The 23,082-nt window shown below is 44.3% G+C and carries 10 protein-coding genes; all 10 read left to right on the forward strand.

Annotated features, from left to right (window positions below; translation table 11 throughout):
• Window positions 1-61 precede the first annotated feature (61 nt).
• The 10 genes from U0035_RS14330 to U0035_RS14375 all read left to right on the forward strand — a co-directional run bounded on the left by U0035_RS14330 (window position 62) and on the right by U0035_RS14375 (window position 23,080).
• Window positions 62-4,255, forward strand: a complete 4,194-nt coding sequence (locus U0035_RS14330) for a hybrid sensor histidine kinase/response regulator transcription factor (protein WP_114790448.1) — start codon at window positions 62-64, stop codon at window positions 4,253-4,255.
• Window positions 4,256-4,433: 178 nt separating this feature from the next.
• Window positions 4,434-6,578 (forward strand): glycoside hydrolase family 43 protein, encoded by a 2,145-nt coding sequence (locus U0035_RS14335; protein ID WP_327138693.1) that lies wholly within the window; start codon window positions 4,434-4,436, stop codon window positions 6,576-6,578.
• A gap of 41 nt (window positions 6,579-6,619) precedes the next feature.
• Window positions 6,620-9,055, forward strand: a complete 2,436-nt coding sequence (locus tag U0035_RS14340) for a glycoside hydrolase family 2 TIM barrel-domain containing protein (protein ID WP_327138694.1) — start codon at window positions 6,620-6,622, stop codon at window positions 9,053-9,055.
• A gap of 28 nt (window positions 9,056-9,083) precedes the next feature.
• Window positions 9,084-9,914: a glycoside hydrolase family 16 protein gene (locus U0035_RS14345; RefSeq protein WP_262510960.1), complete on the forward strand. Its 831-nt coding sequence runs from the start codon at window positions 9,084-9,086 to the stop codon at window positions 9,912-9,914.
• Window positions 9,915-10,114: 200 nt separating this feature from the next.
• The gene (locus tag U0035_RS14350) at window positions 10,115-13,150 is read left to right on the forward strand and encodes a SusC/RagA family TonB-linked outer membrane protein (RefSeq protein ID WP_114793223.1); all 3,036 of its coding nucleotides are present in this window, start codon (window positions 10,115-10,117) and stop codon (window positions 13,148-13,150) included.
• A gap of 27 nt (window positions 13,151-13,177) precedes the next feature.
• Window positions 13,178-14,878, forward strand: coding sequence for a RagB/SusD family nutrient uptake outer membrane protein (locus tag U0035_RS14355; protein WP_114793222.1), 1,701 nt, complete (start codon window positions 13,178-13,180; stop codon window positions 14,876-14,878).
• 123 nt (window positions 14,879-15,001) lie between these two features.
• Window positions 15,002-16,150: a glycoside hydrolase family 88/105 protein gene (locus U0035_RS14360; protein ID WP_114793221.1), complete on the forward strand. Its 1,149-nt coding sequence runs from the start codon at window positions 15,002-15,004 to the stop codon at window positions 16,148-16,150.
• Between the two features lie 5 nt (window positions 16,151-16,155).
• The gene (locus tag U0035_RS14365) at window positions 16,156-17,304 is read left to right on the forward strand and encodes a glycoside hydrolase family 43 protein (RefSeq protein ID WP_114793220.1); all 1,149 of its coding nucleotides are present in this window, start codon (window positions 16,156-16,158) and stop codon (window positions 17,302-17,304) included.
• 17 nt (window positions 17,305-17,321) lie between these two features.
• Window positions 17,322-19,361, forward strand: a complete 2,040-nt coding sequence (locus U0035_RS14370) for a DUF2264 domain-containing protein (RefSeq protein WP_114793219.1) — start codon at window positions 17,322-17,324, stop codon at window positions 19,359-19,361.
• Window positions 19,362-19,867: 506 nt separating this feature from the next.
• Window positions 19,868-23,080: a SusC/RagA family TonB-linked outer membrane protein gene (locus U0035_RS14375; RefSeq protein ID WP_114793218.1), complete on the forward strand. Its 3,213-nt coding sequence runs from the start codon at window positions 19,868-19,870 to the stop codon at window positions 23,078-23,080.
• Window positions 23,081-23,082: the final 2 nt, after the last annotated feature.

The following is a 23,082-nucleotide window of genomic DNA, read 5'->3' on the forward strand; positions in this document are numbered from 1 at the left end:
TGCACAAATCATGTAATTTGGGCGCTAACTAAGTGCTTTTTATTACCTTGTGAGAGCCGATATGTTTCGCAATACCATTCTTTCAGCCATTTGTCTATCTCTTCTTGTGGTGTCTCTGCAAGCACAGGATGCCTATAAGGTAAAATACCTGGGCAGTAACCAGGGCTTATCCAACAACTCCGTAAAATGCATTTTCCAGGATAGCAAGGGCTTTGTATGGTTTGGTACTTATGATGGGCTGGATCGCTATGATGGGTACGAGTTTAAGATATTGCGCAACCGTATTAACGACAGCACTTCACTGCCTCATAATTATATTTCTGCGTTGAATGAGGATAATGACCATAATTTATGGATCGGCATGGGACAGGGTGCTGTAACCTACAATAGTTTTACCAATGTAGTGTCACCTGTTTATTATTATCCGCATCAATCTTCGCAAAAACATAAGGTAGGTATTTACATTAATAGCATAGAGAAAGATAGCGAAGGAAATATTTTTTTAGGCACCAGCGGTTTGAGTGTATTAGTGCGGTTTAAGGATCAAAAAGAAGCGGTGCAGATACCACTTTATAATGCGGATGGCAGCTCCAATATTTACGCGTTCGTTCAGGCTATGTATGTTGACCCGCAAAAGCGTACCTGGATCTTTATAGCGGGGTCCGGCTTATACCGCTTTAATTATAAAACCCGGAAGCTGGATTTGGTCAATGCCGATATCCGTAATTTTTACGTAAACAAAATCGTAGCGGATAACGCCGGTAATTTATGGCTGGGTACTTCAACAGGCTTGCTGAAATACATAACGGCTGCCAACCAGGTTGGCGCTCATTATAATACAACCAACGGCAGGTTAAGCGCCAATTATATAACAGCACTTAGTATGGAAGGCAATGACCGGCTCTGGATTGGTACAGACGGGGGAGGGGTGGATATATTGAATACAAAATCCGGACAGATTAACGTGGCCAATAGTGCCAATAAGCCGGGCGGTTTGACGAGTGAGTCGGTGCTAACGATATTTATTGATAAAGAGTCGCGCAAATGGGTAGGGACGAATAAGGGTGGTGTGAATGTATTTGATGTGATAGGGAACGAGTTTCGTACCGTACAACGCAATGCTACTTACCCGGGACTTAGCAGCAACTTTGTCACTTCTTTTTTTGAAGATCAGCAAAATAATCTTTGGGTAGGCACTGAAGGCGGTGGCGTAAGCGTTTGGAACGCCGAACGCACCCGGTTTTCAACTTACAAAGAGCCACAACTCTCCAGCAATACGGTAAGCAGTATGACGCAGGATGAGGAGGGCAGTATCTGGATGGCTACCTTTGGCGGGGGTGTTACCCGTTTGGGCCCTGGAGGGAAGGCCGACCATTTCAGACTGATTAACCAGGGGGATGGGTTTGAAAATAAGATTGCCATTCGTATTTACTACGATTCAAAAAAGAACTTATGGGTGACCACCTATGAAACCGGGCACCTGTATTTATATAATAAGCAGCTGAACCGCTTTGAAACTTTTGATGAATCGCTGGGAGACCTGATGTCGATCAAGGAGGATCAGGCAGGTGTGTTATGGGCCGGTAATGCGCAATCACTGATCCGCATTGATCAGGTAAATAAGCAACACCAATATTATGAAATAGGGAAAACCGTAAGGGCTATTTATGAAGACCAGCACGGCCGCTTCTGGGTGGGCTCTGAAGGCGGGGGCCTGGTATTATTCGACCGGAAGGCGGGTAAGATTGCCAAAAGATATACCGAAGATGAAGGCCTTTCGAGCAATACGGTAATGAATATACTGGAAGACGGCACCGGCAACTTATGGATCAGCACTGCAAATGGGCTCAACAAATTCAACCCTCAATCTGGTAAGTTTAACCGGTTTTATGAATCGGATGGATTGCAAAGCAGCCAGTTTTCTTACCGTGCAGCCATTCAATTAAGATCAGGGGAGCTGGCTTTTGGCGGTAACGACGGGTTTAATATCTTTTACCCGCAACGAATAAAGCCCCGTACCTTTTTCCCGGGGTTGGTTATTACCTCGTTGCGGGTGAACAATAAAGACCTTTCTCCCGACCTGGACTATGAAATGAACGGGAGCGGGGATATTACCCGGCTGACGGTTCCTTACAATGAGGCCCTATTATCGCTGCAATTTGCGGCACTGGAATATTCGGCGCCCAATAAAATTCAATACGCCTATTACCTGGAAGGCTGGGATAAGGATTGGAACATGACCGGTAATACCCGTACGGTTACTTATAATAATATACGGGAGGGAACTTATACTTTACGGATCAAATCAACCAATGCCGAAGGCACCTGGAATACAGTAGAAAAAGTGATGACCATAAAAGTATTGCCACCCTGGTTTCGTACCTGGTGGGCTTACCTGCTTTATTTATCAGCAACAGCAGCCCTGGCTATTCTGTATATCAGGTATAAAACCAGGCAGGCTAAGATGAAGTACGAGCTGCAGCTCTCACGGGTGAATGCTGAAATGCGGAAGGCAGAACTGGAGAGTGAGCGAATGGAAAAAGAAGTGCAGAAAGCAGAACTGCAAAAAGCACATGCGGAGTATGAAAAGGAAAAGGCGGAAAGGGAAACAGAGCGGGTGATCAACGCGCAGGAAAAAGAAATAAACCAAAAACGGCTATCGTTCTTTACCAATATCTCGCATGAGTTTAGAACGCCGCTTACGCTGATCCTCAACCCGGTTAAAGATTTGATTAAACAGTACCAGGGACAGGATAAGGAGGAACTGCGGATCATTGGTTTGAATGCTACGAGACTACTAAGCCTCACCGATCAGTTATTACTATTCAGAAAAATAGAAGAAGGTGCAGAAGGCCTGCAGGTGAGCCGGTTCGACTTTAGCAAATTAGGTAATACCATCTTTTACTATTTTAAGCATGAGGCTAAAACAAAGGATATAGCCTACACGATTACTGGCATTGAAGAACCCATCGAAATGTATGGCGATAAAAATAAGATCGAGATCATTTTATACAACCTGATCTCCAATGCCTTTAAATATACACCCAAAGAGGGACAGATCAATATTGATGTTGTTGGGTATGAAGATCATTTGCAAATCGCCATCAGGGACACCGGGGCCGGTATACCGGAAGGAGCAGGCAATGCCATATTTGACCGGTTTTACCAGGCCGAAGGACATGTAAAGCTGGGCTTTGGTATTGGCCTTTACATGGTGAAGCAGTTTACTGAAATGCACCAGGGTACTATTGCCTTCCAGAGTGAGGTGGGCACGGGTACGGTGTTCAATCTTCGGCTGCCATTAGGGCGTGATCATTTTGGTGAAACTCCGGTAACAGAGATAGCAGATGATGAAGAAGAATCAGCTATTATCGCCACTGATAATTTTGAGGTTTCGGACGAGGAAACGCCCATGCTGGTGCCTGAAATTCCTTTATTGACTGCCAAAAAGGCCATCATTGTGGTAGACGACGATGAGGAAATGCGTAATTATGTGGCTTCCGTATTCGATGAGGCGTTTGTGGTATATAAAGCGTCAAATGGTAAAGAAGCACTGAAATGGGTGGCATCAAAAAAACCCGACCTGGTTATTTCAGATATTTCGATGCCTGAGATGGACGGTATTTCCCTTTGTAGCACAATAAAAGCAAATATCAGCACCAGTCATATACCAGTAATATTGCTAACCGCTCACACTTCGCAGGAGATAGAGTTAAAAGGAACCGAGGAAGGTGCTGACCAGTATGTTACCAAGCCTTTTAATAAGGAACTGCTCCTGGCTAAAGTAAATGGTCTTTTTAAAAGCCGTGCCAGCCTGCAACAGTATTTTTATAACCAGGTCACCCTTAAAAAAGATGTAGCCGAGCAGCCCAATGTTCCGGCTGAATACCAGGAGCTGTTGGATAAATGTATTGCCATTGTAGAAAAGCATCTCGACGATAATGACTTTAATATTGAAACCCTGGCCCGTGAAATGGGTATGAGCCATTCCTATTTATACAAAAGGATCAAGTTGATATCAGGGCAATCGGTAAACGGTTTCATCCGCTTTTTGAGGTTGAGGAAGGCCGCTGAATTCCTGATCACCACCAATGATACCGTGAGCGAAGTGGCTTATTCGGTGGGTTTCAGCGATGTAAAATACTTCCGCGAACAGTTCACCAAACTGTTTAAAATGAAGCCGACCGATTACATCAAGCAATACCGGGGTAAAATAAGCGGCAATTTAAGAATTGGCAATTCTGATGAAAACTAGCCGGTTTGTGATTGGGAATATTCATTTTACTTATAAATAAACTGATTTACCCCGTTTTTTATACGAATTTCTCCACGATTAAGGCCACCGATTTTTAGCAACTTTACAGGACTTGCCGATAGCTTGTTATAAAGCGGCCTGATAGTGCATTCTTAATTTAACGACAGTGTAACAGCATATGATCAAAAAAAATTACTGGTGGGTTGGGTTCCTTTTATTGTTTCCGGCTTTGGTGAAAGCCCAGGCAAAAACAGCGGCTTCAAAATATACCGGCTACCTTTTTACCTATTTTACAGGCAACAGTAAAGAGGAAGAAGCCATCCGTTTTGCGATCAGTACCGATGGCTACCATTTCCAGGCCTTAAATAATAACCAGCCGGTAATAGCATCTTCAGCTATCAGCGCTACGGGAGGCGTACGTGATCCGCATATTTTGAGAGGTGCCGATGGTAAGACCTTTTACATGGTGGCAACGGATATGGTGTCGGCCAACGGTTGGGATTCGAACCGGGCAATGGTATTGCTTAAATCAACCGACCTGGTAAACTGGACCTCAGCAATAATTAATATTCCGCAGACCTTCAAGGCTTTTGAAAAAGTAAACAGGGTCTGGGCGCCTCAAACTATTTACGATGCTAAAAAGGGTAAATACATGGTTTATTGGTCGATGCGGGCTGGTAATGATCCTGATGTGATTTACTACGCGTATACTAATAAAGAATTTACAGCATTAGAAACAGAACCTAAACAGTTATTTTTTAGTCCGAACAACGGCGCCTGCATTGACGGAGATATTGTAGAGAAAAACGGCAGGTTCCACCTGTTCTTTAAAACTGAAGGCCAGGGCGCTGGTATAAAAGTGGCCGTTTCGGACAAACTAACGGAAGGATATACGCTGCGCGACTCCTATGTACAGCAAACCAAAGACCCGGTTGAAGGGGCTGGTGTGTTTAAGCTCAATGATGGCAGCGGGTATATTTTAATGTATGATGTGTATACCAAAGGGCGTTACCAGTTTACCAAAACTACCGACCTTGAACATTTTAAAGTGGTGGATGAACAGGTATCGATGAACTTTCATCCGCGGCACGGAACAGTGTTGCCCATTACCCGGCAGGAAATGGAGCGTTTAACGGCGAAATGGCTGAGTGTTGCAGATGTATTGGGTACGGCACAATCCAAACAAATTAAAAAGAACAACATCGTGCTGGATACGGCGGCTAAGAAATTATGGTTGCCTGTTTTAGACAATACGGCACTCAACAAATTCGATCCGCAATTTAAAAGCTTCCCGGGTGTAAAGATCTCGGCATCCGGTGCTGATTTTTCCAAAAAGCCGGTGGCTTACACTGTTTCAATAACAGGCCGTAAGCCCGAGACCTGGCAGGTACAGGTATTACAAAACGGGAATCCTGTCTTAGCCGGTTACTATGCGGACCCCGAGATCCTGTATTCCGAAAAAACAAAGCGATATTATATCTATCCAACCAGTGATGGTTTTACCGGCTGGGCGGGTAACTACTTCAAAGTGTTTTCATCAGCCGATCTTACCAACTGGAAGGACGAGGGTGTAATGCTCGATCTGCCCAAACAGGTAGGCTGGGCCAACCGCAATGCCTGGGCGCCCTGTATTATTGAAAAAAAGATCAACGGCCAGTACAAATACTTCTATTATTTCACAGCAGCCCAGAAAATAGGTGTTGCCGTGGCAGATGAGCCAACGGGACCATTTGTTGATTCAGGCAAGCCACTGGTGGCAGCCAAGCCCGCCGGAATAAAAGGGGGGCAGGAAATTGACCCGGATGTTTTTACAGACCCTCAAACCGGCAAAAGCTACCTCTACTGGGGGAATGGCTATATGGCGGTAGCGGAGCTGAATGAGGATATGACCTCATTTAAAACGGACGCCCCTCAAATTATTAAGGTAGATAAAACCTACCGCGAAGGAACTTATGTTTTCTACAGGAAGGGAACTTATTACTTCATGTGGAGCGAAGATGATACCCGTAGCCCTAATTACCGGGTACGATACGGCACGGCTACCTCACCAACCGGCCCGCTGACGATACCTGCTGATAATATCGTGATACAAAAAAATGAAGCGGAGGGTATTTATGGAGCCGGTCATAACTCGGTAATACAAATTCCAGGAACGGACGACTGGTATATCGTCTATCATCGCTTTACTTATCCTAACGGTATAAAAATGGGCAGTGCTGCCGGTTATAACCGCGAGGTATGCATCGACAAGCTGGTATTTAATGCAGATGGCTCTATACGGCAAACGATTCCTACACATAAAGGAGTGCCTGCCATAAAATAAAAAATCAACAATTAGATCATTTATTCAATCAAAACCTTACAATGGCCCGCTTTCTTTTTCTCTTTACGCTCATCATTGCAACAAACTGCTTCGCTCAACCCGGATTTGGCGATGCTCATAAGATCAACAACGGTTGGCAATTTACTTTGAATAGCACCGACTCTGTAGCTGAAAAGCCCGCTCAGTCTGCGTCCTGGCAAACAGTAGACCTGCCTCATGACTGGAGCGTACGGCAGAAGCTGGACCCAAAAAATGCCAGCAGCATGGGCTACCTGCCCGGAGGCATCGGCTGGTATAAAAAAGACGTAGTAATACCCACATCGGATAAAAAGGTATACCTCTATTTCGAAGGAGTGTATAATCGCAGCGAGGTTTTGGTGAACGGGCAATCGGTAGGTAAACGGCCTAATGGCTATATCTCTTTTATGTATGATATTACTCCGTTTATAAAAGCAGGCAAGACTAATGAAATATTGGTGAAAGCCGATCATCATCGCGATGCGGATTCGCGCTGGTATACGGGATCCGGTATTTACCGGGATGTGTGGCTGGTATATGCCAACCCGGTACATATAGCGCAGTGGGGCGTTTACGCTTACCCGCAGGTAGCAGATGCGTCCGCTGTGTTGAATATTGAAACGGCTATTGAAAATAAAGATGCTAAAGAACAACAACTAACAGTAGTGCAGGAACTGGTAGGGCCTGATAAAAAAGTGGTTGGCCAAAGCAGTACTTCTGTTACAGTGGCGGCTAATAGTTTGGGCAAAGCTGTTGCGGCAATAAAAGTGACAAATCCCCAACTTTGGAGTTTAAACAACCCCACATTATATACACTGCGCACCAAAGTGCTGCAAGCCGGTAAACAAATAGATGCATCGGTAACTACTACAGGTTTCAGAAAGCTCAGCTTTGATGCCAATAAAGGGTTTGCCTTGAACGATAAATGGATGAAAGTAAAGGGTGTTTGCCTGCATCACGATGCCGGTGTTTTGGGCGCGGCTATGTACAAAGAGGTTTGGCGCCGCCGGTTATTAAATTTAAAAGAAGTAGGGGTGAATGCCATCAGAACCAGCCATAACCCACAGGCAACTGCCTTATACGAGCTTTGCGACGAGCTGGGCTTATTGGTAATGGACGAAGCATTTGACGAATGGGAGTTTCCGAAACGTAAATGGCTGGAGGGCTGGAACGCGGGTACACCGGGCTACCAGGGTAATTATGATTTTTTCCCGGAGTGGGGCGAAAAAGACCTGGCGGATATGGTGCGCAGGGACAGGAACCATATTTCCATATTTGCCTGGAGCATTGGTAATGAGGTAGACTATCCCAACGATCCTTATTCTCACCCCGTTTTGGATGGCGGTGCGCAAACGGGGTTCACACAAAAAATATTCGGCGGCTATAAGAAAGATGCACCGGACGCGATGCGCCTGGGTGTGATTGCCAAAAAGCTGGCAGCTGTGGTAAAACAGTACGACCGGTCCCGCCCGGTAACTGCAGGCCTGGCCGGTGTTGCTATGTCCAACGAAACGGAATACCCGTCGGCATTGGATATAGCGGGTTATAACTATACGGAAAACCGTTATACCAGCGATCATAAAAAATACCCCAACCGCGTCATATTTGGTAGCGAAAACCGGCACGACCTGAGCGCCTGGAAAGCCGTTACAGATAACGAACACATATTCGGACAATTTTTATGGACAGGCATCGACTACCTTGGTGAATCGGGTAGATGGCCCTCGCGCGGCTTTTATTCAGGTCTGTTAGACTTTGGCGGATTTATTAAGCCAAGAGGCTTTTTCAGACAATCGCTCTGGGCCGAAAACCCGATGGCTTATATAGGTACTTACCTGGTAAAGGGTGGCAACAGTTCGCAGGATGTGCTCTCACAATCGGAGGGAAAGAAAGATGAGTATTTGTCGATGGACGCCTGGGCATCATGGAACTATAAAGAAGGACAAACTGTAAGAGTAGTATGCTATACGAATACAGCGAAAGCAAGATTGCTGCTGGATAATAAAGAGGTAGGAGCTATAAAAGAGTACGATGGTAAAACCGGTATTATTTATTGGGATATCCCGTTCAAGCCGGGAAACCTTAAAGTAGAAGGTTTGAATGCTGCGGGTAAGGAAGTGACTGCTTATGCCGTTGCAACTGCCGGTGAGCCAGCTGCTTTACAAATCATAAATGAGAGTAAGAAAGATGACCAGATAAAGCAGGTAGCTGTGCAGATGGTGGATGCCAAAGGAAACCCGGTTTACACAACTAATGTCGATGTTACCTGCTCCGTATCCGGCGGCACCTTACTCGGCCTTGAAGCGGGCGATAACAGCGATATGGGCGACTATACTGATAATGTGCAAAAGACATTCAGGGGCAGATTATTGGCTTACGTGAAGAAAAATCAAAAACCGGGTCCGGTTAAAATAGTATTCACCGCACCCGGATTAAAGAGTGTAACCGTAACGCTTTAGCGAGTTCAGAACAGTTATTAAAAAAGATATTACAATGATTTCCATACTTATTGGTTCGCTGCTAACTATCGGCAACCCGGGTGATTCCGGCCACGTAAAGAAAACGGGTGATGATTACAAGCTCGTATGGTCAGAAGAATTTAATAAAAATGGTGCCGTAGATACAACGGTTTGGCAATTCGAAAAAGGCTTTGTGCGCAATAACGAGCTGCAATGGTACCAGCCACAAAATGCCTGGTGCGAAAACGGTAAGCTCATTATTGAGGCGCGCAGGGAAACCAAAACCAATCCCAGGTACAAAGAAGGAAGTAGCGATTGGCGGGAAAAAAGAAAGGAGATTGAATACACTTCTGCCAGCATCAATACACGTCATTCTAAAACATGGCAGTATGGCCGTTTTGAGATTCGTGCTAAAATTATTGCACAACCAGGTCTCTGGCCCGCGATATGGACATTGGGCGTAAACGGGGAGTGGCCCTGGAATGGTGAGATCGATATCATGGAATATTATAAGGGTGATATCCTGGCTAACGTGGCAACAGGCACCAATAAACGGTGGAATGCCAAATGGTTCAGCACCCATAAAGCGGTAAGCTCGTTCAAACCCAACTGGGACCAGGACTTTCACGTATGGCGCATGGATTGGGATGAGCATTCCATCAAATTTTTTGTAGATGACCTGTTGCTGAACGAGGTAAAGCTAACCGATGCGAATAATCCTGATGGAAGCAATCCCTTTAAACAACCCCATTATTTATTGCTCAACCTGGCAATAGGCGGAGATAACGGGGGCGATCCTTCTAAAACTAAATTTCCAAGTCGCTACGAAGTGGATTATGTAAGGGTGTACCAGAAATAAATGGCAATTTAGTTATTGATAACTAATTGGTTGTCGATCGGGGTGTTTTTTGATCATATTAAAATGTCCCTCCTTTTATATGAATTTAACCCTTCAATTCCCTTACCTCTCCAATAATTTTAACATAGTTATCAGAGCATAAAGCCTATTACTGCTTATGTAATAATAAGCCATTAGTAAACATTTAAACGATTGATTTTATGAGTGCCACAAACAAGTCGCAGCGAATTTTGCTGCGGGCGAACCTCTTTTTGGTTATTTTGATGATGCTGTCTACGGTCGTGCTGGCCCAGGACGCAGTTGTTATAAAAGGAACTGTTACCGACGCTGGTGGAGCAGCTATTCCGGGTATTTCTGTTACCGTCACGGCAACGGGAACAGGAACCACAACCAACAATAAAGGCTTTTATTCCATTAGTGCACGTAAGGGAGATAAGCTGCAATTCTCTGGCGTTGGATTTACCTCCAAAGAAGTAGAAGTAGGAGATAATTCGCAAATTAATATTGTATTGGAAGCGGCCACCACGCAGGCGATGGATGAGGTAGTAGTAATTGGATATGGTACTCAAAAACGTACCGATGTTACCGGATCTGTTGCGTCAGTGCCTAAGGAACGGCTTTCCAAATTGCCGGTAAACAACGTAATGCAGGCCATACAGGGGGCTGTAGCCAATGTTACGGTCTCGCAGGCTTCATCAATACCTGGCGATGCACCTTCTGCGCAGATACGGGGAAGAAATTCTATTAATGCGTCATCGGAGCCCTATGTAGTAGTGGACGGTATTCCGTTATCAAGAACCGACGGATCTATCAACGATATCAATCCTAACGATATTGAGTCAGTAGAAATACTAAAAGACCCTTCGGCCGTAGCCATCTATGGTGTAAACGGATCGAACGGCGTTATTCTTATCACAACGAAAAGGGGTGTATCGGGAAAGCCTTCTATTAAATACAGTGGATATGCAGGACCGGAAAAAGCGGCTCATATATTAGAGCCTGCGACACCTGAGCAGATGCTGGAACGCTACGCCGAATACGCACGTATCACAAAAACGTCACTTTACAATGGTGGACCTATAAGAAATCAATACGAATCGGACAATTATCAAAATGGGATAACTACTGATTGGCTGGATGCCGTAATGCAGCCTGGCCGTGTTCAGAATCACAATGTAAGCGTATCTGGTGGGAGCGAATCTGCAAAATACTTTGTTTCAGGCGATTACATGGATCAAAAAGGGATCTTGTTGGGCTACAACTACAAACGCTATTCGTTTCGTGTAAATACCGATGTGAAAGCCACAAAATATCTTACTGTAGGTACTTCAATATTTATTGTAGGGCATAACAGGGATGGCGGAAGAGCCAGTCTCATGCAGGCCGCAGCCATGACGCCATGGGCAAGAATGTACAATGATGACGGAACACTTACGCAGTTTCCCATGTATTCGGAACAACTTTGGGCTAACCCTTTGCTGCCTACTACGGTAAACCCCGAACGGCGTCAATTTAATTTATCGCTGAATGGGTATGCTGAAGTAAATTTTGGAGACTTATGGAGTCCGCTAAAGGGCTTAAAATACCGTTTTAATGGCGGATTTTCTTATGTGCCTACGCGCACCAATGAATATGAAGGCAAATCCATGTACAATCAAACGGGCTGGGGTCAAATTACCAACAGCGAATCCCAGGCAAAAACATTTGAAAATATTCTTACGTACACAAAAGACATCGGTGTACATCATTTTGATCTGACCGGCTTATACGCATCTAAAGAAAAATACTGGCAACAGGCAATAGCTACCGGAAGAGTATTTCCCAATGATGATTTGGAGTGGGGCAACCTGGAGTCTGCTTCTACACAGTCCGTATCTTCTCAGGCAGACCTGTACCGGTCAATTTCACAAATGGGGCGTCTGAACTATGGTTACGATAGACGCTATTTATTCACTTTTACAGTGCGTCGCGATGGAGCATCTGTATTTGGTAAAAACAATAAATACGGAACTTTCCCTTCAGCCGCTTTAGCATGGAATATACATAACGAATCATTTATGGCTTCTGCCAGAGACCTGTTCTCCAATCTTAAATTACGTGCATCTTATGGTATTTCAGGAAATGAAGCCATAGGTATTTATCAAACTTTGGCTTTAATGAGTTCAAGCTCTTTAGCTATGGGCGGCAAATCTCTAACGGCTTTAAAAGTACAAACCCGCATGGGTAACGATGATCTGAAATGGGAACGAACTTCAGGGTTTAACACGGGTCTTGACTTTGGCCTGTTCAACAGCAGGATCAGTGGTTCTGTTGATTTTTATAAGACCAATACTTTTGATATGCTGCTGCTGCAGCGTATACCAAGGATTACAGGGTACGCAGACGTTTGGACTAATATAGGGAAGGTAGCTAACACCGGAATAGAGTTCACTATTAATTCAAAAAACATCGCTTCCAAAAACTTTACATGGAACACAACAGTAGTATTTGCAAGTAATAAAAACAAGATTGTGGATGTTTACGGAGATGGGAAAGATGATATAGGCAATCGCTGGTTTGTTGGTCAACCTGTGGGAGTTATTTATGATTATACCAAAGTAGGAATATGGCAGGAGGAAGAGATAGCATCGGGCGCTCATAAGGGTTGGGATGATGTTGCGCTTGCCGGAGATTTAAAACTGGCTGATATTAGCGGACCAGATGGTGTTCCGGACGGTAAGGTAGATGATAACGACCGCAGTATTTTAGGGCAAACATCGCCTAAGTGGACCGGCGGCCTTACCAATACATTTACTTACAAAGATTTTTCTTTAAGCGTATTCATTAACACCGTCCAGGGCGCTTTACGTAACAACCCGCAAATTGGCGGAGCTTCCGATGAGATGGGACGGCGCAGTACTCCTGCTGATCTTGGCTTTTGGACACCTGAAAACAAAAGTAACGAATGGAGGTCTTTGGGTAACCACTCCAATTCGCATGGTTATGGATTCCCTTCAAATGCAAGCTTTACGCGATTAAAAGATATAACATTAAGCTACAATTTGCCCAAAACGCTGACAAGCAGGATAGGTATTGGCGGACTATTGCTTTATGCCAGTGGTCGTAATTTATATACCTGGACGAAGTGGTTTGGTTGGGATCCGGAGGCCAGGGATATTACACGTGGGTCGACTAATGATATGATCAACTACCCGGTGGTAAGAACCTATGTCTTTGGAGTAAATGTAACTTTCTAATGTATTAAATATTATAAAAGAATAATCATGAAATACTATAATAATATTTTTTTTATACTGCTTCTTGTTGTATTCACGGGAGCTTCCTGTAGCAAAAATTTCCTGGATGAAGACCCCTATTCGAGCTATAGAACCGGTGCCACCGATGCCCAGAGTATTGAAGCGCAGGTAATAGGCCTTCACCTTACTTATGCAGAGCTTTGGGGTATGAGTGGTCAACAGGGCTTCTTATCCTGCTGGCAAATTGGTACTGATGTGACCAGCGCGGGTGCTACACAGGGAGTAGAAAACCCGTTTTACCAATATGCTAATTTGAATTCAGAGAACGCAGGGGTAAGTTATCTCTGGCAGAAGTGTTATGATTTTATCAATCATGCTAATGTCATAATAGCTGCTGTGGGTGAAACAAATGCAAAAGCAGCTGCCGAAGCCAGGTTTTTCCGGGCGTATGCCTATAATATCTTAGTCACTTTATGGGGAGATGTTCCTTTATTGAAAGATCCGGTAGCTTCTCCGGCGTTTAATTATACCAGGCAACCCGTGACAGCAATCGATCTGCTTATTGAAGAAGATCTCACTTTTGCAATTGCCAATCTTCCCGATTTAGGCCAGGCCGCCAGCGAAAGCCGGATTAATAAAGATATAGCGCGACAATTGGCCGCGGAGACCTATCTGAGAATAGGAATACGTGATAATAGCTACTTCGCAAAGGCTGAACAGGCCGCAACCGATATTATTAACAATACCAGTTATAAATTGATAGAGGGTCGTTACGGCAAGTTTTTAAGTGAAAGCGGTGATTTTTATCGCGATATGTTCCGCTATGGTAATCAACGCAGGTCTCAGGGAAACACTGAAGCTATATGGACTTTTGAAATGGAATACAACCGTACCGTAAACGGCGGAACTATCGACAATCCTCAGCATCGTCGAGTATGGCAGCCTGCGTATCACAAATGGGATGGAATGGTAAATGCAGACTCGCTAGGAGGGCGTGGAAACGGGAGGATGCGATTGAGCAACTTTATGAAATATACAGTTTGGAGCGGGTTAAATGGAGACATACGCAACAGTAATTTTAACATCAGGCGTACAACTAATTATAACCGCCCGGGATTCAGCGCTACAATAGGTCTTACTGCTGCCGGCTATCGTGTTGCCAGTAACAGCTCTTCTGCAGTAACTACAAAAACGATCAAAACCGGGGATAAAGTGATACCATTTGAAGCAGACAGCTTAGAGGTTTGGTATCCTTATCCTACAAAATGGGGAGGATATGATGCTACAGACGACTTTGGATATGCGGTAGTGAAAGATTGGCCGGTGATGCGCCTGGGAGAAACTTATTTATTGAGGGCTGAAGCTCGTTTGCGTCAGAATAATGCAGCAGGAGCCGCTGCCGATATTAATGTTCTTAGAAACAGGGCGTTTAAAAATGCAAGAACAGAAACCGGTGACCCGGATCTTGGAAAAGTAAGTGCTGCAGATATGACAATCGACTTTATTTTAGATGAACGTGCCCGTGAACTTATCGCAGAGGAAAATCGTCGAATGACACTCGTGCGCATGGGGAAACTTAAAGAGCGCATAGCCAGAAACGGAGATGTATCGCCGACAGATAAGGTTACTACCGGTTTTCAGGATTTCAATGCACTGCTTCCGGTTCCATTAAGCGAAATTCAACTTAACAAAGGATCGGAGTTAAAACAAAATCCCGGATATAATTAGTTCCTTCAGGCGTCCACGTATAGTTCCATTTAAAGTCAGCGTATTATACCAGGGGTCTTATTTGTATTGTAAGAAACAACACACGAAGGAAGTATTGAAAGTGATAAAAGATAAACGAGTATAATGAATTTAAAACTATCATTAATGGTCATGCTTTTGCTGCTCACCTATTGTGGAACAACACAAAACAGCACATCCTATAAACAGTATGACGGGGTAACGCAAAAACAAGTATTATCATTAGTTCAAAAAGTAAATGATTATTGGCAAAGAACGCACGCTAAACCCGGCTGGGCTTTCTGGGATGTGGCCGCTTATCATACCGGGAACATGGCGGCGTATAAACTTACAAATAATCAAAGCTATAAATCGTATTCCCAAAAATGGGCGGAAAAAAATAAGTGGATGGGCGCCACTTCCAACAACAAAGCCGAATGGAAGTATAACTATGGTGAAACTAATAGGCATGTATTGTTCGGCGACTGGCAGGTGTGTTTTCAAACCTATATAGACCTGTACAACCTGGATAAAGTAAAGAATCCAAAGAAAATTGCCAGGGCGCGGGAAGTAATGGAATACCAGATGAGCACACCGCAAAATGATTACTGGTGGTGGGCAGATGGCTTATACATGGTCATGCCGGTGATGACCAAAATGTACCATATTACGGGTAACTCCTTATATCTTGATAAAATGGGCCAATACTTTGAGTATGCTAACAGCATTATGTACGACTCTGTGGAAAAAATATACTACCGGGATGCGAAGTATATTTATCCCAAACATAAAAGTATAAACGGTAATAAAGATTTCTGGGCGAGGGGTAATGGTTGGGTCATTGCAGCACTGGCAAAAGTGTTGGAAGATCTGCCAGCGACGGATAAGAACCGGAAAGAATATGAAGAGAAATTTTTAGGCCTTGCCGCAACTGTCAAAAAATTGCAGCAGCAGGAGGGGTACTGGACCCGCAGCATGATGGATCCGCAACATGCCCCCGGACCGGAAACCAGTGGTACCGCATTTTTTACTTATGGCTTGTTATGGGGAATCAACAATGGATACCTGGATAAAGAAGAATACTGGTCGTGTGTACAAAAAGCATGGAATTTTCTTACAAAAACGGCGCTGCAGCCCGATGGAAAAATAGGTTATGTGCAACCGATAGGAGAACGGGCTATACCCGGCCAGGTGGTTAATAAAGACTCTACTGCAGGTTTCGGCGTAGGAGCTTTTTTATTGGCCGCAACAGAGATGTACAAATTTGTTAAGTGAGCATTATGAATAAGTTTGAACTGAAATACAGGCTGTCTTTTTTTATAGGTTGTGTTCTTATCCTTCTAAGCGCGGGAGTACAGGCACAGCAAAAGTTACAGCAATTTAAACCGGGCGCATTGTGGATGGATGATAAAGGCAATCATATTAATGCGCATGGTGGTGGTATCTTATTTTACAACGGCATGTATTATTGGTTTGGCGAGCACAAGGGCGAAGGATCTAACAATGCTTATGTAGGAGTAACGGTGTATGCTTCTAAGGATCTGTATAACTGGAAAAATGAAGGCGTTGCATTTAATGTTAATGATGATAAAGCAAGTCTCACACAGCGGGGATCGATAATAGAAAGGCCGAAGGTTATTCATAATAAGCATACAAAACAGTTCGTAATGTATTTCCACCTGGAGCTGGCGGGGCAGGGTTATGGCGCAGCCTACGCCGCTGTGGCTGTCAGCGATAAAGTAACAGGTCCATACAAGTTTTTGCGTGCTTCAAGAGTAAACCCTGGTCACTGGCCATTGAATATACCGGGTGGTGACCGTAGACAAAGAATCAATCCTGATGATTACAAAACCTGGTGGACCGACAAATGGAGAGAAGGTGTGGAGAAAGGCTTGTTTGTGCAGGAACATTTATATAGCGGCCAGATGTCGAGAGACATGACCTTATTTGTAGATGATGATAGCAAAGCCTATCATATTTACTCTTCAGAAGAAAACCTTACGTTGCATATTGCCGAGCTTTCTGATGATTACACACAGCACACAGGCAAATACATTCGCATTGCACCTGCAGGTCATAACGAGGCGCCGGCCATCTTTAAAAGAAACGGAAAATACTATATGATCACTTCTGGCTGTACGGGTTGGGACCCCAATGCCGCTAGATTGTTGGTAGCAGATCAAATTATGGGTGAATGGAAATTACTCCCTAATCCTTGCGTGGGGGATGGGGCCGACAAAACATTTCAGTCACAGGGAACTTATATCTTACCTGTAGCCGGAAAGAAAGATGCTTTCATTTTTATGGCTGATCGCTGGCGACCTAAAAATCCCATAGACGGACGCTACGTTTGGCTGCCTGTACAATTTAAAAATGAGTTGCCGGTTTTGAGCTGGCTGGACGAATGGGACTTAAAAGTATTTGATTAAATAGAAAGTGCTTGTATATGAAAAGTTTTTTTATTTTAATTGCGGTAAGTGTCTGTTATAGCCAGTTGTTATATGGGCAGGGTGGCTCCCTGAGTTGGGACACGGTATTGCAGCAGAAGAGAGTTGCAAATCAACCTGCTTTTAAGATAACCAATCCCGACTATAAGACAAGCCCGAAAACCGGTATGACCCGGGAACACTGGAAACAAATGGCTTTGTATTTATTAAGGGGGGCGTTTAGTTATGTTGACAATATCGACGATCCGATGCAGTTTCCCAGGGAGCCAGGCAAGAGCTATCCCAGGCAGGCTTCGCAGGTTCCTACTGAAAAACTCGAAGGATTAAGCCGCACTTTATTTATTGCTGCACCTTTGTTAAAAGAAGATTCCAACCTCGTATTGAATAAGGTTCGCGTGGCTGATTATTATCGCCACCAGATATTGAACCTTTTAAACCCGCAGAGCGAATCCTATATTAAGCCACAGGAAAAAAATGGTGGTCCCAGCCAGATACTGGTTGAGTTTGGCGCTTTAGCGGTATCCTTATTTTATGCGCCCGAAGTATTGTTTGATCCTTTAACCAAAGAGCAACGGGACCTGTTAGCGCATACCATGCTCAGTTATGGTGATGGTACAACCGTTCCTTCCAATTGGAAATTCTTCAACATATTTGTATTGAGCTTTTTCAAAAGCAAAGGCTATGCGGTTAATGAAAAACTATTAGTAGACTACCTGGATAAATCCCTGGATCACTACCGTGGCAATGGCTGGTATAATGATAACCCGGCTTACGACTATTACAGTATGTGGGCCTTCCAGATGTATGGACCATTATGGGCTGAATATTTTGGAAAGAAATACTATCCCGAATACGCGCAGAAATTTCTAAAAAACTTTGATGACCTCAAGCAGGAGTACCCTTATATGTTTGGAAGAGATGGGAAGATGATCGTTTGGGGCCGGAGCATGACTTACAGGATCGGCGCCATTGTACCGTTTGCGCTGATGGGTTTGCAAAACGATCCTGCTGTTAATTATGGCTGGATGCGCCGGATTGCTTCGGGTGTAATGAAGCAGTTTTTAACACATCCTGATTTTATGAAGAACAATGTGCCCACACTAGGTGTGTATGGTTCCTTTGAACCTGCGGTTCAGCCCTACAGCTGTCGCGGAAGTGTGTATTGGATGGGCAAGGCCTTTTTTGCATTGATGTTACCAAAGGATAGTCCGTTCTGGACTGCTACAGAAAATGATGGCGCCTGGGAAACAAAGATGAAAAAAGACGAAGTGTATCACCACTTTGCGGATAGTTCAAATATATTGATAACTGACTATCCTAATATCGGCGCTTCGGAGATCAGGGCCTGGTGCAAGGTAAAGTTGATAGGTGCCTGGGAAACATTCCGTGCCAGTGAAAATTATAACCGGCTTTCTTATAACAGCGCATTCCCCTGGCAGGCCGATAGTGTAGACGGCGTGGTATCTATGAACTACCTCGTCAAAAATCAACAGAAGGAATGGGAACCGCTAAGGCTTTATGATTTTAAGAAGTTTGAGGATGGCATTTACTATCGCGATGCGGCACTGGAAACCCATCCGGGTATTAAGCTGCAATTAGCAGATATACCACTTGCCAATGGTATCCTTAGGGTTGATAAAGTCAGTTCACCCGTTGCAACGGAGATAAGACTCGGGCATTACGCGTTGCCAAGGTTAGGCAAAGACATTATTACTACACGCAAAAACGTAAAAGGCAGAGAAGTGGTAATTATTGATAACGGTGTTTACCAGTTAGCAATGGTTAACTGGCTGGGATGGGAAAAGATCTATGATGTAAATACTGAACTGGTGCATCCTGAGAGCAGGTATAGCCGGGTTATCAATACTGCCGTCAACGTGGATGCAGACAAGGAGCAAACTTTTATCACATTGATGCTTTGGAAGAGATCGGGGGAGCGTTGGACGGACGAAGAATTACTGCCCATAAAAAAGACGGAGGTGCGTGGTTCCGCAATAGAAATTCAATTGTATAACAAACCAACCCAACTGATTAAATAAAAACGGTAGCGATTGTTCATATAAAAGACAAAAATAAAAGTAACTGCCGCTTTTAGAGGCGGGCAATGGTTAGTGCACAACCGTTCCGTCGCCTTGCCGGATTACGGCCAAAGCGCCGTGAGTTCTGCATTTCGGTAAAATGAGATGAAATTGATACATCAGTTAAATTTTGGTTAACAACGGTTAAAATCTAACAATGATCAGTAAAAAAATAAAGATACTTTTATAAAAGTAAAACTGACAAATATTGTACTGAAGCTTGCGACATATATCACTAAAAAATTGACGAATAATTATATTAATAGACCAAACTTTTCGATGATGCAGGGAACGTTGGAGTTGAATTACCAATAAATACTAACCTTTTCCCTCTGCTGTAGCAGATAAGAGAACGTGTTTTTTCCATGCCATAAAAACCGGCCCTAAAGGCTGGCAGGGAGAGGTATGCGCTTCAATGATCATCCCGGAGCTAAACTTTATTTTTCACTAAAACCTTACAATCAGGTATGCTTATTCGATTTTACTTTAGATGCCTGCTTGCAGTTAGCCTTGCCTTTATCATACAAGGTGATACAATTGCACAGCAGCAAAACATTGTAGTAAAGGGTACTGTTACTACAGATGCAGGGGCGGCGCTTGCCAATTCTACCGTATTCCTGAAAAGCGATTCCACGCGTGCTAGCCTTACTGGGGTGGATGGAGAATACCAGATCTCTGTACCGGCAAATGGAACGCTGGTGTTTTCCGCCGTAGGCTATGCACGTGTAGAGCGGAATGTACAGGGCGAGCCTGTTGTTAATGTTGTACTTACTGCTCAAACTACGACTATTGACGAAGTGGTTGTAACAGCTTTTGGTAACAAGCAGAAGCGTTCCAGCATGGTAAGTGCTATTTCAACTATTAACCCGGAGGAGTTAAAAGGACCGACCAGTAACCTTACCACCATGATGGCGGGTAGGGTTGGTGGTATGATCGCCTACCAGCGGAGCGGTGAGCCAGGTGCCGACAATGCCCAGTTCTTTATACGGGGTCTGGGAACATTTGGTACCGGTAAACAAGACCCGTTAATATTAATTGATGGGGTAGAGTCCAGCAATACGGATATGGCTCGTTTGCAGCCTGATGATATCGCTTCATTCAGTGTGCTTAGGGATGCAACAGCGTCGGCCGTATATGGGGCCCGTGGTGCGAATGGTGTGGTATTGATCACTACCAAAGGGGGTAAGGCGGGTAAAACCAATTTTACATTACGCTCAGAAGTTACGGCATCTTCCAATACAAAGAACTTCGAGTTTGCCGATAATATTACTTACATGACATTGGCTAACGAGGCGGCATTAACCCGTAATCCTCTGGCGCCGTTACCCTATCTGCAAACAAAAATTGACGCTACCGCAAAACCTGATGCCGATCCGCTTCTTTACCCCAGTAATAACTGGATAGAGCAACTGATCAAACCCTACACTATTAATACACGTAATAACCTAAGCGTGTCTGGTGGGGCAGAAAAGGCGCGTTACTATATTGCCGGTACCTTCAACGTTGACAATGGGGTCCTAAAAACAGAGCAGCTTAACAACTTTAACAGCAATGTAAAGCTGATCAATTATAGTGTTCGCTCTAACGTAGATATTAAGCTTACTTCAACAACGGATGCTGCAGTAAGAGTGTATGCTCAGTTTGATGATTATAAAGGCCCGCTGCTGGGAAGTAATGGCGAAAGCGGTGGTGCGCGTATCTTCCGGCAAGCTATCTGGTCCAATCCGGTAATGTTCCCTGCTATCTACCCCCAGTCCATGTCTGAATTTGCAACACACCCTTTATTTGGTAATGCTATTGCACCTAATGAAGGGTTATATGTCAATCCTTATGCAGAAATGGTGAGGGGCTACTCAGAGTACAATCGTTCTAACCTGCAGGCGCAGATCGAGCTAAAGCAAAACCTGAATGCCATAACCAAGGGCCTGAATGCAAGGTTAATGTCTTTCGTAAGAAGAGAATCTTATACCAGTGTATCAAGGGCTTACAATCCTTATTATTACACAACGCAGGTTACGCCCGAGGGGGAAGTGAGTTTGCTGCGTTTAAATGGCGGGGGGCAGGGCTCTATAGGCACTACCGGGACCGAGTATCTTAACTTCGTGCCGGGCGGCAGGGATGTTACAGCAACCTTTTATACCGAGGGAGCCTTAAATTACGATCGCAGTTTTGGTAAACATGCCTTAACGGGAATGTTGATCACTACTCTGCGTAATTACGTGTCGGGCAATATGGGAAGTTTGCAATTGTCCTTGCCTGCCAGGAACCAGGGGCTTTCGGGACGATTTTCATATGGATATGATACGCGTTACCTGGCAGAATTTAATTTTGGTTATAATGGGTCTGAACGTTTTGCTGACAACAGCCGCTTTGGTTTCTTCCCCTCTTTTGGTTTAGGATATGTAGTGTCAAACGAAAAGTTCTTCGAGCCTTTAACCGGTGTTATTAACAGTTTAAAATTCAGGGCTACCTATGGTTTTGTGGGTAACGATCAGATCGGGAACCCGGCAGATCGTTTCTTTTACCTCTCTGAAGTGCAGATGGATAATGGCAACTATGGCGCCACTTTTGGAGAATTATATGGCTACACCCGCCCAGGTGTATTGGTAAGCCGCTATGCCAACCCTAACATTACCTGGGAAAAATCAGAACAGATCAACCTGGGTATGGATCTCCGTTTATTTAAATCGTGGGATTTAAACATTGACGTGTACCGTAACACCCGTACGAATATCCTCAGCGGTCGTACCTATATCCCCACCACGATGGGATTACAGGCGGCCATCATTGCTAATACGAACGAAGGGATGAGCCAGGGCTTGGATGTAATGACTACCTATAATAAAGACTTTGGCGGCGGATGGAGTGCGCAAATGCGCGGCAACTTTACCTATGCTACCAGTAAGATGTTGAAATATGATGAGCCGTCTTACCCGGGTAATGAATGGTACCGTACAAGGGTTGGTAATTCAATGGCACAGAGTTACGGTTATATTGCAGAGCGCTTGTTTGTAGATGACAATGAAGCGATCAACTCGCCTGTTCAGTTTGGCGGCACACCCGGTATCGCCAATGGCGGAACCTATGGTGGCGGTGATATTAAATACCGCGATGTAAATGGCGATGGCGTTATCAATAGCCAGGACATGGTTCCGATCGGCTTGCCTACATCTCCCGAGATCATTTATGGATTTGGAGGTACTATTGCTTATAAAAGCTTTGACTTTAGCTTTTTCTTCCAGGGGTCAGCCCGCTCCTCTTTCTTTATCAACTCAGAAAATATAGCTCCGTTTGTATTTAACAGTGGTAGCCAGAATGCCTTATTGAAAGTAGTGGCAGATAGTTACTGGAGCGAAGAAAACCGCAACCTGTATGCCATGTGGCCAAGGTTGAGTCAAAACTTCGTAGCGAATAATAGCCGCGAAACCGTTGCCGGAGAAACCTCTACCTGGTGGATGCGTAATGGTAGCTTCCTGCGATTTAAAAATGTTGAACTAGGTTTTAACCCTCAACAACATCTTATTAAAAAGTTTGGACTTAGCACCATGAGAGTGTATGTAAATGCAACCAACCTGGCTGTATGGAGCAATTTTAAAATGTGGGATCCTGAAATGGGCGGATCGGGCTTAGGATATCCCATTCAAAGTGTGTACAATTTTGGTTTGCAAATTGGTTTTTAATC

It is taken from the genome of Niabella yanshanensis, assembly GCF_034424215.1.
GTDB lineage: Bacteria > Bacteroidota > Bacteroidia > Chitinophagales > Chitinophagaceae > Niabella > Niabella yanshanensis.

Excerpts from the sequence above, each read along its gene's own strand:
- U0035_RS14330 (WP_114790448.1), top strand. The coding sequence starts at position 62 with ATGTTTCGCAATACCATTCTTTCAGCCATTTGTCTATCTCTTCTTGTG.
- U0035_RS14335 (WP_327138693.1), top strand. The coding sequence starts at position 4,434 with ATGATCAAAAAAAATTACTGGTGGGTTGGGTTCCTTTTATTGTTTCCG.
- U0035_RS14340 (WP_327138694.1), top strand. The coding sequence starts at position 6,620 with ATGGCCCGCTTTCTTTTTCTCTTTACGCTCATCATTGCAACAAACTGC.
- U0035_RS14350 (WP_114793223.1), top strand. The coding sequence starts at position 10,115 with ATGAGTGCCACAAACAAGTCGCAGCGAATTTTGCTGCGGGCGAACCTC.
- U0035_RS14355 (WP_114793222.1), top strand. The coding sequence starts at position 13,178 with ATGAAATACTATAATAATATTTTTTTTATACTGCTTCTTGTTGTATTC.
- U0035_RS14360 (WP_114793221.1), top strand. The coding sequence starts at position 15,002 with ATGAATTTAAAACTATCATTAATGGTCATGCTTTTGCTGCTCACCTAT.
- U0035_RS14365 (WP_114793220.1), top strand. The coding sequence starts at position 16,156 with ATGAATAAGTTTGAACTGAAATACAGGCTGTCTTTTTTTATAGGTTGT.
- U0035_RS14370 (WP_114793219.1), top strand. The coding sequence starts at position 17,322 with ATGAAAAGTTTTTTTATTTTAATTGCGGTAAGTGTCTGTTATAGCCAG.
- U0035_RS14375 (WP_114793218.1), top strand. The coding sequence starts at position 19,868 with ATGCTTATTCGATTTTACTTTAGATGCCTGCTTGCAGTTAGCCTTGCC.